Origin of the sequence: Isoptericola sp. NPDC019482 (assembly GCF_040632295.1) — a bacterium.
GTDB lineage: Bacteria > Actinomycetota > Actinomycetes > Actinomycetales > Cellulomonadaceae > Isoptericola.
This window is the reverse complement of sequence record NZ_JBEYBQ010000018.1, coordinates 47,921-61,262: the sequence shown is the minus strand read 5'-3', so window position 1 is coordinate 61,262 and position 13,342 is coordinate 47,921. Positions and strand designations below refer to the sequence as shown.

15 protein-coding genes are annotated in these 13,342 nt (G+C 72.7%); all 15 read left to right on the top strand.

Going from position 1 to position 13,342, the window contains the following annotated elements:
* The gene (gene prmC / locus ABZ493_RS13285; protein WP_430582647.1) at window positions 1-954 is read left to right on the top strand and encodes a peptide chain release factor N(5)-glutamine methyltransferase; all 954 of its coding nucleotides are present in this window, start codon (window positions 1-3) and stop codon (window positions 952-954) included.
* A 4-nt stretch (window positions 955-958) separates the two neighbouring features.
* Window positions 959-1,720, top strand: a complete 762-nt coding sequence (locus ABZ493_RS13280; RefSeq protein ID WP_430582618.1) for an L-threonylcarbamoyladenylate synthase — start codon at window positions 959-961, stop codon at window positions 1,718-1,720.
* On the top strand, window positions 1,717-2,961 hold the full coding sequence (locus ABZ493_RS13275; RefSeq protein ID WP_430582617.1) for an MraY family glycosyltransferase: 1,245 nt from the start codon (window positions 1,717-1,719) through the stop codon (window positions 2,959-2,961). The genes ABZ493_RS13280 and ABZ493_RS13275 overlap by 4 nt, the downstream gene beginning before the upstream one ends.
* The gene (locus ABZ493_RS13270) at window positions 2,958-3,425 is read left to right on the top strand and encodes a hypothetical protein (RefSeq protein WP_430582616.1); all 468 of its coding nucleotides are present in this window, start codon (window positions 2,958-2,960) and stop codon (window positions 3,423-3,425) included. The genes ABZ493_RS13275 and ABZ493_RS13270 overlap by 4 nt, the downstream gene beginning before the upstream one ends.
* A gap of 353 nt (window positions 3,426-3,778) precedes the next feature.
* Window positions 3,779-4,462, top strand: coding sequence for a F0F1 ATP synthase subunit A (gene atpB, locus ABZ493_RS13265; protein WP_430582615.1), 684 nt, complete (start codon window positions 3,779-3,781; stop codon window positions 4,460-4,462).
* Window positions 4,463-4,566: 104 nt separating this feature from the next.
* The gene (locus ABZ493_RS13260) at window positions 4,567-4,797 is read left to right on the top strand and encodes an ATP synthase F0 subunit C (protein ID WP_430582614.1); all 231 of its coding nucleotides are present in this window, start codon (window positions 4,567-4,569) and stop codon (window positions 4,795-4,797) included.
* A complete protein-coding gene (locus ABZ493_RS13255; RefSeq protein WP_430582613.1) occupies window positions 4,797-5,402 on the top strand; it encodes a F0F1 ATP synthase subunit B in 606 nt (201 codons plus the stop codon). The genes ABZ493_RS13260 and ABZ493_RS13255 overlap by 1 nt, the downstream gene beginning before the upstream one ends.
* Window positions 5,402-6,217, top strand: a complete 816-nt coding sequence (locus ABZ493_RS13250; protein ID WP_430582612.1) for a F0F1 ATP synthase subunit delta — start codon at window positions 5,402-5,404, stop codon at window positions 6,215-6,217. Before ABZ493_RS13255 ends, ABZ493_RS13250 begins: the two co-directional genes overlap by 1 nt.
* An 80-nt stretch (window positions 6,218-6,297) precedes the next feature.
* Window positions 6,298-7,926, top strand: coding sequence for a F0F1 ATP synthase subunit alpha (gene atpA, locus ABZ493_RS13245; RefSeq protein ID WP_430582611.1), 1,629 nt, complete (start codon window positions 6,298-6,300; stop codon window positions 7,924-7,926).
* Window positions 7,927-7,928: 2 nt separating this feature from the next.
* Entirely contained in the window at window positions 7,929-8,828 is a 900-nt protein-coding gene (locus ABZ493_RS13240) for a F0F1 ATP synthase subunit gamma (RefSeq protein ID WP_430582610.1), read from the top strand.
* Window positions 8,829-8,931: 103 nt separating this feature from the next.
* Entirely contained in the window at window positions 8,932-10,413 is a 1,482-nt protein-coding gene (gene atpD / locus ABZ493_RS13235) for a F0F1 ATP synthase subunit beta (protein WP_430582609.1), read from the top strand.
* Window positions 10,414-10,514: 101 nt separating this feature from the next.
* Entirely contained in the window at window positions 10,515-10,799 is a 285-nt protein-coding gene (locus ABZ493_RS13230; protein WP_429735122.1) for a F0F1 ATP synthase subunit epsilon, read from the top strand.
* Window positions 10,800-10,810: 11 nt separating this feature from the next.
* The gene (locus ABZ493_RS13225; protein WP_430582608.1) at window positions 10,811-11,230 is read left to right on the top strand and encodes a DUF2550 domain-containing protein; all 420 of its coding nucleotides are present in this window, start codon (window positions 10,811-10,813) and stop codon (window positions 11,228-11,230) included.
* A gap of 62 nt (window positions 11,231-11,292) precedes the next feature.
* Window positions 11,293-11,988 (top strand): endonuclease NucS, encoded by a 696-nt coding sequence (gene nucS / locus ABZ493_RS13220; RefSeq protein WP_430582607.1) that lies wholly within the window; start codon window positions 11,293-11,295, stop codon window positions 11,986-11,988.
* A gap of 61 nt (window positions 11,989-12,049) precedes the next feature.
* Window positions 12,050-13,333, top strand: coding sequence for an amidohydrolase family protein (locus ABZ493_RS13215; protein ID WP_430582606.1), 1,284 nt, complete (start codon window positions 12,050-12,052; stop codon window positions 13,331-13,333).
* The last annotated feature ends 9 nt before the right edge of the window (window positions 13,334-13,342 follow it).

The window sequence follows — 13,342 nt, the reverse complement described above, 5'->3', positions numbered from 1 at the left end:
GTGCCCCGCACCGCCGGCGCCGCCCTCCGGTGGGCGACGTCGCGGCTCGGTGCCGCGGGCGTGCCGAGCCCGCGCGTCGACGCGGAGGCCCTGCTCGCCCACGCCGTCGGCGTCGACCGGCCGGAGGCGCGGCGCCTCGCGGTGCTCGACCGCGGCCTGCCGGACGGCGCGGCCGACCGGTTCGCCGCCGGCGTCGCGCGGCGTGCCGAGCGCGTGCCGCTGCAGCACCTCACGGGTGCGGCTCCCTTCCGGCACCTGGAGCTCGCCGTGGGGCCGGGCGTCTTCGTGCCGCGGCCCGAGACCGAGCAGGTGGCGCAGGTGGCGATCGACGAGGCCGCGCACGCGGTGGCCCGCGGGGGCTCGGCCGTGGTGGTCGACCTGTGCACCGGGTCCGGCGCCATCGCGCTCGCCGTGGCGACCGAGGTGCCCGGTGCGCAGGTGCACGCCGTCGAGCTCGACGCCGCAGCCCACGGCTGGGCGGCGCGCAACGTCGCGGCGACGTCGGGGGACGGGCCCGCCCTCGTCCGCCTGCTGCGCGGCGACGCGCGGACCGCGCTGCGCGACCTGGACGGCACGGTCGACGTCGTCGTCTCCAACCCGCCCTACGTGCCGCCGGGCGCCGTCCCGCGCGACCCGGAGGTGGCCGACCACGACCCGGCCGTGGCGCTCTACGGCCTGGGCGACGACGGCCTCGAGGTGCCCCGCGGCGTCACCGCGGCGGCCGCGCGGCTGCTGCGCCCCGGCGGGCTGTACGTGATGGAGCACGCGGAGGTGCAGGCCGCCGCGGCGCGCGCGATGGTCGCGGAGGCGGGCGGGTTCGACCCGGCCGGCACCCGCGACGACCTCACGGGTCGTCCGCGGATGGTGGTGGCGCGCCGCGCGGGAACGGCGGCCGCAGGCCGGCGTGAGGACACGGGCGACCGCCGGGCGGCCGGTCGAACCGTGACAGACTGAGCCCGTGAGCAGCGTGCACGACGTCACCGACCCGAACAGCTGGGGCCCTGCGATCGACGAGGCGGTGAACACGGTCTCGCGCGGCGGCCTGCTGGTCCTGCCGACCGACACCGTCTACGGCATCGGCGCCGACGCCTTCGACGCGGAGGCGGTCGCGGCCCTGCTCGCGGCCAAGGGCCGCGGGCGTCAGATGCCCCCTCCCGTCCTCATCCCGGACGTGCGCACCCTCGACGGCCTGGCCACCGAGGTCCCCGACGACGCACGCAAGCTGGCCGAGGCGTTCTGGCCGGGCGGGCTGACGATCATCCTGCAGGCCCAGCCGTCGCTGCAGTGGGACCTGGGGGAGACGCACGGCACCGTCGCGCTGCGCATGCCCGACCACCCCGCCGCGCTGGCGCTGCTGCGGCGCACCGGCCCGCTCGCGGTCTCGAGCGCGAACGCCACCGGCAACCCGGCGGCCCTCGACGTCGCCGACGCCCGCGCGCAGCTCGGCGACGCGGTGACCGTCTACCTCGACGGCGGCGACGCCCCCGGCGGGGTCGCCTCGACCATCGTGGACGCCACCGGCGCGCAGCTGCGCGTGGTCCGCCAGGGCGCGATCACCCTCGAGGCGCTCAACGAGGTCGCGCCGGTGCGCGGCGTCGACGAGCCGGACGCGGAGCCCGACGAGCAGCCCGACGAGGCGGGCGACGCGACCGCCGGCGACGAGACGACGGACCAGGCCGAGGAGCAGGGTGCCGCCCCCGCGGAGGAGTCCGCCGGGTGAGGGCCTATCTGCTCCTGCTGCTCGTCTCGGCGGCGGTCACGTACCTCGCCACGCCGGGCGCGCGGTGGGTGGCCCGCCGCACGAACGCGATCACCGCGGTGCGTGCGCGCGACGTGCACGTGCAGCCGACGCCGCGGCTCGGCGGCCTGGCGATGCTGCTCGGCATCGTCGTCGCGGTGGTGCTGGCGTCGCAGATGCCGTTCCTCGCGGGCGTCTTCGAGACGGGACCGCAGGCGTGGGGCATCGTCGGCGGCGCCGTCATCGTCTGCCTGCTCGGCTGGGCCGACGACGTGTGGGACCTGGACTGGATGACCAAGCTGGCGGGGCAGGTGCTCGCGGCGGGGTTCATGGCCTGGCAGCAGGTGCAGCTCACGTCGCTGCCCACGCCGGACTGGCTGTTCATCACCTCGTCGCGCATCTCGCTGTTCCTGACGATCCTGGTGGTCGTCGTGGCGATGAACGCGGTGAACTTCGTCGACGGGCTGGACGGCCTGGCCGCGGGCCTCATCGCCATCGGCGGCTCCGCGTTCCTGCTGTACACCTACGGCCTGACCCAGCAGGCGACGCCGGAGAACTACGCCAACCTCGCGACGCTGATGATGGCCGTCCTGGTCGGGGCGTGTCTCGGCTTCCTGCCGCACAACTTCTTCCCGTCGCACATCTTCATGGGCGACTCGGGCTCGATGGTGCTGGGGCTGGTCTTCGCCGGCTCGGCCATCACCATCACGGGGAACGTCGACCCGGTCTCCATGGGCGCGACGCTGTCCGGCGCGCAGCGAGTGCCCCTGTTCATCCCGCTGCTGCTGCCGGTCGCGGTGGTGCTGCTGCCGCTGCTCGACATGGCGATGGCCGTGATCCGCCGCCTCGCGGCGGGCAAGTCGCCGTTCCACCCGGACCGGATGCACCTGCACCACCGGATGCTGGCGCTCGGCCACTCCCACCGGCGTGCCGTGCTCATCCTCTACGTGTGGGCCGCCGTCTTCTCCTTCGGCGTGGCCGCGCTCGTGCTGTGGGACTGGAAGGCCGTGCTCGCCGGGCTGGCGGTCGCCGTCGTGGTGGCCCTGCTCCTCACGCTCGGCCCGCTGCGCACGCGCGGACGTTTCCTGGACGACGACGTCGCCACCGGCAGCCACCCGGCGGTCGTGGCGGCGCATGCTGCGCCCCCGCCTCACCGTTCCCCGACGCCGCCGGCCAGCCCGGCCGCACCTTCCCTGACGACGCACGAAGGACGCCACCGATGACGACGCCCGACACCCCGACGCCCGACCCCACCACCGGCCCTGCTGACGGTGCGGGGGAGAACGCCGCCGCAGAGCGCCGGGTGCTGCGGACCGCGCTGCGGGACACGCTGCTGCTCATCGGCGCCCTGGTCGTGCTGGGCGGGGGGATCGGCTTCCTGGTGGCGGGCCTGCCCGGCCTCTGGGGCGCGCTGGTCGGCGCCGCGATCGCGGCCTTCTTCTGCGCGACGACGATCTGGTCGATGATGCGCACCGTCGGCTCGAGCCCGGCGCGCATGGCGGCGTTCGTCATGGGGGCGTGGGTGGCCAAGATCGTCGTGCTCATCGTCGTGCTCGCGGTGCTCCAGGGCCGCACGTTCTACGACCCCTGGGTGCTGATCGCGGTGCTCGCGGTGGGCGCGATCGGCTCCGCGCTGCTCGACTACCGGGCGGTGAACAGCGGCCGCGTGCCCTACGTGCAGCCGTGACGTCGCCCGCCTGACCAGGGTGCTTGCGCCGGGCGACGATCCGTCGCCAGGGGCAACATCGTGCGCTTCTTCACAAGCCGCGTGATCTTGCCGGAAATTCTGCTCCGGGATGTCGGAGCACCTGTGAACATCCGGTAGGCTGTCCGCGAATCCATGACGGCCAGGTCCGATGGCGTGCCCTCTCCAGGAGTGGAGCGCCCGGACCGTACGACCTCCGGGAGAATCCCCTGTCTACGCCAGCGATCCCCCTGCTGCTCGCCGCCGAAGGCGGCGGCTTCGAAGCGCCGACGATCGCGGACTTCTTCCCGCCGGCCATCTTCTTCGAAGGCACGCCCTTCGAGTTCAACCGGATCATGCTGGTCCGCGTCATCATGGCCACCGTCCTGCTGCTGGTGTTCTGCCTCGCGGCGCGGCGAGCCCGCCTGGTGCCCGGCCGGTTCCAGAACGGCGTCGAGATGGTCCTCGACTTCGTGCGGAACTCGATCGCGATCGAGGTGCTGGGCCAGGAGAACGGCCGCAAGTACTTCAAGCTGCTCGCGACGATCTTCTGCACGGTCCTGGTGATGAACATCGCGGCCGTCATCCCGTTCCTCAACATCGCCGGCACCTCGGTGATCGGCCTGCCGATCGTGCTCGCGCTGTGGACCTACGTGATGTACCTCGGCGCGGGCGTCAAGGCGCACGGCGTCGGCGGGTTCCTCAAGAACTCGCTGCTCCCGTCCGGCGTGCCGAAGCCGCTGTACCTGCTGCTCGCGCCGATCGAGTTCCTCCAGGTCTTCATCCTGCGCCCGGCGACGCTCGCCATCCGACTCATGGCCAACATGGTCGCGGGGCACCTCATGCTCGCGATCTGCTTCGCGGCGACGTCGTTCTTCCTCTTCGACGCGGCGGGCGGCATGAAGCTGTTCGGCGCGGGCACGTTCGTCGCAGGCGCGGCGTTCTTCTTCTTCGAGGTCTTCGTGGCGGCCCTGCAGGCCTACGTCTTCGCGATCCTCACCGCGGTCTACCTCAACCTGTCCGTCGAGGCGGAGCACTGACCGTCTCGCGGTATCCGGCCTGAGCCGGACACCCGTTCCACCACCTGCAACCACAAAGAGACGACGGGCCACCCGAGGCCCGTCGCCCAACGGAAGGAAACCCAGTGGACGTCACCACCCTCGCCGAGGTCTCCGGAAACATCGGCACGATCGGTTACGGCCTCGCGGCGGTCGGCCCCGGCATCGGCCTCGGCATCCTCATCGGCAAGACGATCGAGGGCATGGCCCGCCAGCCCGAGGTGTCCGGCCAGCTCCGTACCACGATGTTCATCGGTGTCGCCTTCGTCGAGGTGCTCGCGCTCCTCGGCCTGGTGGCCGGCTTCATCGTTCCGTGATGAGCGCCCCCTTGAGCACCCCCGCCGCGGACGTCGTGGCCGCGGAGGAGGGGACCCAGAACATCCTGCTGCCGCACACGCCGGACATCGTGTGGTCGCTGGTCATCGTGATCATCGTCGGGATCGTGTTCTACAAGTACGTCCTGCCGAAGTTCCAGGCCGTGCTGGACGAGCGCACCGCGAAGATCGAGGGCGGCATCGCCAAGGCCGAGAAGGCCCAGGAGGAGGCTGCGGAGGCGCTGAAGGAGTACCACCAGCAGCTCGCCGAGGCCCGTGCCGACGCCGCGAAGACCCGCGAGGAGGCGCGTGCCGAGGGCACCGCGATCGTCGCGGAGCTCCGCACCAAGGCGCACGAGGAGGCCTCGCGCATCGTCGAGACCGCCCACCGCCAGATCGAGGCGGAGCGCCAGACGGCGGCCGTCTCGCTGCGCGCCGAGGTCGGCGAGCTGGCCACCGAGCTGGCGTCGAAGATCGTCGGCGAGTCGCTGCAGGACTCGGCGCGCCAGTCGCGTGTCGTCGACCGCTTCCTCGACGAGCTCGAGGCCGCGGGCGACGAGTCCCGCACGGCGGCGCCGGTCGGCAACTCGGTCGGCAAGGAGGGCTGATGCGGGGCACCAGCGGAGCATCCCTCGCGGCGGCGCAGGAGCGGTTCGAGCCGGTCCTGCGCTCGGCCGGGGCCGACGCGAAGGCGCTCGGCGAGCAGCTGTTCGCCGTCGTCGCCGCCCTGGACTCCTCCGGGCCGCTGCGCCGGTCGCTCGCCGACCCGTCGCGGGACGCGGAGGACCGGGCGGCCCTGGCGGGTCGTGTGCTGGCCGGTGGCTTCGACGAGCGCGTCGTGGACCTCGTCACGGGCCTGGCGCGGTCGCGCTGGTCCGGCGACCGGGACCTCGCGGACGCCGTCGAGCGTCTCGGGCTCGACGCCGTGCTGGCGTCCGCCGAGGCGCGCGGCACCCTCGAGACCGTCGAGGACGAGCTGTTCCGGCTGACGCGGGCGCTCGTCGGGCAGCGCGAGGCGCGCCAGGTGCTCTCGGACGGGACGACCGACCCCGAGCGCCGGGCGCAGCTCGTCGACTCGCTGCTCACGGGCAAGGTGGACGACGTGACGCTCGTGCTCGCGCGCCGGGCCACGACCGCCCTGCGAGGTCGCCGCTTCGTGGCGACGCTGCTGTGGTACGGGGAGATCGCCGCCGAGCGCCGTCGCCGCCTCGTGGCCACGGTCACGAGCGGCAGCGTGCTCAGCCAGTCCCAGCAGGACCGCCTCGCGGGGCTGCTCGAGCGTGCCTACGGGCGCGCCGTGCAGCTCAACGTCACGGTCGACGCCGCCGTCATCGGCGGCCTGCGCATCCAGGTCGGCGCCGACGTCGTCGACTCCACCGTGCTGTCCCGCCTGGCCGACGCCCGTCGCCGGCTGGCCGGCTGAACCCCTAGGCCCAGCGCCGGCCCCGGTCGGCTACGCAGAACGTGAGGCCGCGCGATACGCGGCCACGACAGGAGAGAGCAATGGCTGAGCTGACGATCCGGCCGGAGGAGATCCGCGCCGCTCTGGACAGCTTCGTGAAGTCGTACGAGCCCGAGGGCGCGGTCAGCGAGGAGGTCGGCCGCGTCACCGTCGCCGCCGACGGCATCGCCTACGTCGAGGGTCTCCCCGGCGCGATGGCGAACGAGCTGCTGCGGTTCGAGGACGGCACGCTCGGCCTCGCCCTGAACCTGGACGTCCGGGAGATCGGCGTCGTCGTCCTCGGCGAGTTCACGGGCATCGAGGAGGGGCAGGAGGTCCGCCGCACCGGCGAGGTCCTGTCCGTCCCCGTGGGCGAGGGCTACCTCGGCCGTGTGGTCGACCCGCTGGGCAACCCGATCGACGGTCTGGGCGACATCGAGAGCGAGGGCCGCCGCGCCCTCGAGCTCCAGGCGCCCGGCGTCATGCAGCGCAAGTCGGTGCACGAGCCGCTGCAGACCGGCATGAAGGCGATCGACTCGATGATCCCGATCGGCCGCGGTCAGCGCCAGCTGATCATCGGCGACCGGCAGACCGGCAAGACGGCGATCGCGATCGACACGATCATCAACCAGAAGGCCAACTGGGAGTCGGGCGACCCGAGCAAGCAGGTCCGCTGCATCTACGTCGCCGTCGGCCAGAAGGGCTCGACGATCGCCTCCGTGCGCGGCGCCCTCGAGGAGGCCGGCGCGCTCGAGTACACGACGATCGTCGCCGCCCCGGCGTCCGACCCGGCGGGCTTCAAGTACATCGCCCCGTACACCGGCTCGGCCATCGGCCAGCACTGGATGTACCAGGGCAAGCACGTGCTGGTCATCTTCGACGACCTGTCGAAGCAGGCCGAGGCCTACCGTGCCGTGTCGCTGCTGCTGCGCCGCCCGCCGGGCCGCGAGGCGTACCCCGGCGACGTCTTCTACCTGCACTCCCGCCTGCTCGAGCGCTGTGCCAAGCTCTCGGACGACCTGGGCGCGGGCTCGATGACCGGTCTGCCGATCATCGAGACCAAGGCGAACGACGTGTCGGCGTACATCCCGACCAACGTCATCTCCATCACCGACGGCCAGATCTTCCTGCAGTCGGACCTCTTCAACGCCGACCAGCGCCCGGCGGTCGACGTCGGTATCTCCGTCTCCCGAGTCGGTGGCGACGCGCAGATCAAGGCGATGAAGAAGGTGTCCGGCACGCTGAAGCTGGAGCTGGCGCAGTACCGCTCGCTCGAGGCCTTCGCGATGTTCGCGTCCGACCTCGACGCGGCGTCGCGCGGCCAGCTGGCCCGCGGTGCGGTGCTGATGGAGCTGCTCAAGCAGCCGCAGTACACGCCGTACCCGGTCGAGGACCAGGTCGCGTCCGTGTGGGCCGGCACCAAGGGCAAGCTCGACGACGTCCCCGTCGAGGACGTCAAGCGGTTCGAGTCCGAGATGCTCGACCACCTGCGTCGCCACACCTCGGTGCTCTCCACGATCGCCGAGACCGGCAAGCTCGAGCAGGACACCGAGGACGCGCTGGCCGCGGCCGTCGAGGACGTCCGCAACGGCTTCCTCAAGGCCGACGGCACCCCGCTCGTCGGCGGTGACGACGAGGGCGACTCCGCGGACGTCGAGCAGGAGCAGCTCGTCGTGCAGAAGAAGGCCTGAGCATGGCCGGTGGAGCCCAGCGCATCTACAAGCAGCGGATCAAGTCGACGCAGTCGCTGAAGAAGATGTTCCGCGCGCAGGAGCTGATCGCGGCCTCCCGCATCGGCAAGGCGCGGGCGCGCACCGCGGCGGCGGCACCGTACGAGCGGGCGATCACCCGCGCGGTGTCCGCCGTGGCGACGCACACGTCGACCAAGCACCCGCTGACGAGCGAGCGGCACGACACCGACCGCGTCGCGGTCCTGGTGATCGCGTCCGACCGCGGCATGGCCGGCGCCTACTCGGCGTCGATCATCCGGGAGGCTGAGCGCCTGATCGCCCAGCTGCAGGGCGAGGGCAAGCAGGTCGAGCTCTACGCGACCGGCCGGCGCGCCGTCTCGTACTACGGCTACCGCGGGCGCCAGCTCGCGGGGCAGTGGTCGTACGGCTCGGACAGCCCGGACTCGGACGTCGCCGGCGAGATCGCCGACACGATGCTCGGGGCGTTCCTCGCCCCGGCGGACGAGGGCGGCGTCTCGGAGCTGCATGTCGTGTACACGCAGTTCGTCAACATGGTCACGCAGCGCCCGCGCGTCGTGCGGATGCTGCCCCTCGAGGTCGTCGAGGGCGTGGCCGTGCCCGGCGAGCACGACGCGTTCCCGCTGTACGACTTCGAGCCGTCGCCGGAGAGCGTCCTCGACGCCCTCCTGCCGCGGTACGTGCGCAGCCGCATCTTCAGCTTCATGCTCGACGCCGCGGCGTCCGAGCTGGCCGCGCGCCAGCGGGCGATGCACACGGCGACGGACAACGCCGAGGACCTGATCCGCACCTACACGCGCCTGGCGAACCAGGCCCGCCAGGCGGACATCACCCAGGAGATCAGCGAGATCGTCTCGGGTGCCGACGCCCTCGCGGCGTCATGACGCCGGCCATGCCAGCCGACATGCCAGCCGACATGGCAGCAGCCCAGCCGGCTCTGACGACCGTACTGACATCCGCAACGTTCCTTTCGAAGCGAGGCAAGCAATGACCGCCACCACCGTGGAAGCCCCGGTCGAGCACCAGAGCGGACCCGGCGTGGGCCGTGTCGCGCGCGTGATCGGCCCCGTCGTCGACATCGAGTTCCCCGAGGACGCGATCCCCGACATCTACAACGCCCTGACGGTCGACATCGACCTGTCGTCGCAGGGCGAGGGGGAGAAGTCCTTCGCCCTCATGCTCGAGGTCGCCCAGCACCTCGGCGACGGCCTGGTCCGCGCCATCGCGCTGAAGCCGACCGACGGCCTCGTGCGCGGCTCCGTCGTCACCGACACGGGCGCGCCCATCAGCGTGCCGGTCGGCGACATCACCAAGGGCAAGGTCTTCAACGTGACCGGCGACGTCCTCAACCTCGCCGAGGGCGAGAAGTTCGAGGTCACCGAGCGCTGGCCCATCCACCGCAAGCCCCCGGCCTTCGACCAGCTCGAGTCGAAGACCGAGATGTTCGAGACCGGCATCAAGTCGATCGACCTCCTCACCCCGTACGTGCAGGGTGGCAAGATCGGCCTCTTCGGTGGTGCGGGCGTCGGCAAGACCGTCCTCATCCAGGAGATGATCCAGCGCGTCGCGCAGGACCACGGCGGCGTGTCCGTGTTCGCCGGCGTCGGCGAGCGCACCCGTGAGGGCAACGACCTCATCGCCGAGATGGAGGAGGCCGGCGTCTTCGACAAGACGGCCCTGGTCTTCGGCCAGATGGACGAGCCGCCGGGCACGCGTCTGCGCGTCGCCCTGTCCGCGCTGACGATGGCGGAGTACTTCCGCGACGTGCGCAAGCAGGACGTGCTGCTCTTCATCGACAACATCTTCCGGTTCACGCAGGCCGGCTCCGAGGTGTCGACCCTGCTCGGCCGCATGCCGTCCGCCGTGGGCTACCAGCCCAACCTGGCCGACGAGATGGGTCTCCTGCAGGAGCGCATCACCTCGACGCGCGGTCACTCGATCACCTCGCTGCAGGCGATCTACGTGCCGGCGGACGACTACACCGACCCGGCGCCGGCGACGACGTTCGCCCACCTGGACGCGACGACCGAGCTCTCCCGTGAGATCGCGTCGAAGGGTCTGTACCCGGCGATCGACCCGCTGACCTCGACGTCCCGCATCCTCGACCCGCGCTACGTGGGCCAGGAGCACTACGACGTCGCCACCCAGGTGAAGTCGATCCTGCAGCGCAACAAGGAGCTGCAGGACATCATCGCGATCCTCGGTGTGGACGAGCTCTCGGAGGAGGACAAGACGGTCGTCGCGCGTGCGCGCCGCATCCAGCAGTTCCTCTCGCAGAACACCTACATGGCGAAGAAGTTCACCGGCGTGGAGGGTTCCACCGTGCCGCTGAGCGAGACCATCGAGGCGTTCAAGAAGATCGCCGAGGGCGAGTTCGACCACATCGCCGAGCAGGCGTTCTACAACATCGGCGGCCTCGAGATGCTCGAGGAGAACTGGGCCCGGATCCAGAAGGAGTACGGGGCCTGACGGTCTCGTCCCGCCGCGTCGCCCCGCCGGGAGGCACCGCCTCCCGGCGGGGCGACGCGACCGCCTGACGAACCCCGCACGATCGGAAAGAGGACATGGAGATGGCAGAGCTGAACGTGGACCTCGTCGCGGCCGACCGCAAGGTCTGGTCCGGCGCGGCGCGCGAGGTCAGCGCCCCGTCCGTCGACGGCCAGGTCGGCATCCTCGCCGGCCACGCGCCGCTCCTCGCGGTGCTGCGCCCGGGCACGGTCAAGGTGTCGACGGCCCACGGGACCGCGGTCGAGGCGCACGTCACCGGCGGCTTCGTCTCCGTCGACGGCAACCTCGTGACGATCGTCGTCGACGAGGTCTCGGAGCTGTCCGGCCGCGAGCCGGCGCTGCGCTGAGGCAGGTGCCGGTGGCGTACGCAGTCTGGACCGCGGTGGCTCTCGTCGTCGCGCTCGGGCTGGTGCTCGCCGCCGGCGCCTCCCGCCTGCGGACCCTCTCCCGGAGGGTCGGCTCCTTCCCCTGCCACGCCCGGCCCGCGGACGACCCGCAGGCGGCGTGGATGGTGGGGATCGCCCACTACGCCGTGGGCCGCATCGACTGGTGGCGCGGCTGGTCGCTCGCGCCCCGCCCGGCGCGCGTCTGGCGACGCGACGGGCTCTCGATCACCGGCCGTGCCCCGCTCGACCAGGCCGGCCAGCCCGACCAGGTGCTGGTGCGCTGCCGTTACGACGGCACCGACTTCGAGCTGCTGATGTCGTCGGGCGCCTACGCCGGGCTGGCGTCCTGGCTCGAGTCCGCGCCTCCCGGGCGTCGCGACCTGGTCGTGTAGGGTCCTGAGGCGCTCCCGGGGCGCCCGTACCGCAGCACCCGCCACGAACGAAGAGGGGGACCGTGCGTCTCGTCGTCGCCCGCTGCTCGGCCCGGTACACCGGCCGGCTCACCGCCCACCTGCCGCTCGCCACGCGGCTCCTCGTCGTCAAGGCGGACGGCAGCGTGCTGCTGCACTCCGACGGCGGCTCGTACAAGCCGCTGAACTGGATGAGCCCGCCGTGCGTCATGGCGGTCGGCGACCCCGACGACGAGGCGCGGGACCGCGGCGTGACGCAGGTCTGGACGGTGCAGCACCAGAAGTCCGACGACCGCCTCGAGATCGAGCTGCACGAGGTGGAGCACGACTCCGCCCACGACCTCGGCGTCGACCCCGGCCTGGTGAAGGACGGGGTGGAGGCGCACCTGCAGGAGCTGCTCGCCGCGCAGATCCACCGCCTCGGCGCGGGCCACACGCTGGTGCGCCGCGAGTACATGACGGCGATCGGCCCGGTCGACATCCTCGCGCGCGACGCGTCCGGGTCGACCGTCGCGGTCGAGCTGAAGCGTCGCGGCGACATCGACGGCGTCGAGCAGCTGACCCGCTACCTCGAGCTCCTCAACCGCGACCCGCTGCTGGCGCCGGTGCGCGGCGTCTTCGCCGCCCAGGAGATCAAGCCGCAGGCCCGCGTGCTCGCGACCGACCGGGGGATCGAGTGCCTGGTGCTCGACTACGACGCGATGCGCGGCGTCGACGACGTGGACTCGCGCCTCTTCTGACCCTTCCCGAGGTTTGTCAGGAAGGTTTCGCAATTCGCGTGCCCTGCGGCAGGATGGGGCCATGAGCGCTGCCACCCCCCTGGCCCCCACGTCCGAGCCCGGCGCCCTGGTCGCGCTGCGCGGCCGGGTCGTGACCCCGCAGGACGACGTCGAGGACGGCGCGGTCGTGGTCGCGGACGGTCTGGTGCGGTGGGTGGGTCCCGTGGCGGCGGCGGAGCACGCCGATCCCGAGGTCGCCGCCGCGGTGGCCGCGGCCGCCGACCCCGAGCCCGGCACGGTGCTGCTCCCCGGCCTCGTGGACCTGCACAACCACGGCGGGGGAGGCGTCGGCTTCCCCGACGCGGCGACCACCGACGAGGCGCTCGTCGCGGTGCGCGAGCACCGCCGGCACGGCACCACGACGATGCTCGCGTCCCTGGTCACGGCCGACCGGGAGACGCTGCTGGCCCGGGCGGCCCTGCTGGCCGACCTCGCCGACGCGGGCGAGATCGCCGGGATCCACGCGGAGGGTCCGTTCCTCTCCCACGAGCGGCGCGGAGCGCAGAGCCCCGACGACCTCCTCCCCGGTGAGACCCGGCTCGTGCGCGACCTCGTCGAGGCGTCGCGCGGGCACCTGCGCACCATGACCGTGGCCCCCGAGGTCGACGGCGTGGTCGGGCCCGACGGGGCGGCCCAGGCCCTGGTCGCCGCGGGCGTGGTGCCGTCGCTCGGGCACACCGACGCCACCACGGAGCAGGCGGAGGAGCTCGTGGCGCAGGTGTCCGCGGCCCTGGTGGCCGCGGCCGAGGCCGGCGAGGCGCCCGCTCGCGAGATGACCGCCACCCACCTGTTCAACGGGATGCGGCCCCTGCACCACCGTGCGCCCGGGCCGATCGCGGCCTGCCTGGCCGCCGCGGCCCGCGGCGACCTCGTCGTGGAGCTGATCGCCGACGGCGTCCACCTGGCGCCGGGGACCGTGCGCACGGTCGTGGAGACGGTGGGGGCCGACCACGTCGTGCTCGTCACGGACGCGATGGCCGCCGCCGGCATGGCGGACGGGTCCTACGAGCTGGGCCCCATGGCGGTGACGGTGCGCGACGGCGTCGCCCGCCTCACGGACCCGGGCGACCCCGACGGCGGCGCGATCGCGGGCGGCACGGCCCACCTCGTCGACGTCGTGCGCCACGCCGTCGCCGCGGGCGTCCCGCTCGTGGACGCGGTGCGGTCCGCGTCCTGGGTGCCCGCGCGAGTGCTGGGCCTGACCGACGTCGGCGGCCTCGTCGTCGGGCGGCGCGCGGACGTCGTCGTCACCGACGACGACCTGCGCGTGCGCCGCGTGCTGCGCTCCGGCGCCGAGGTCCGCTGAGCGAGGGCC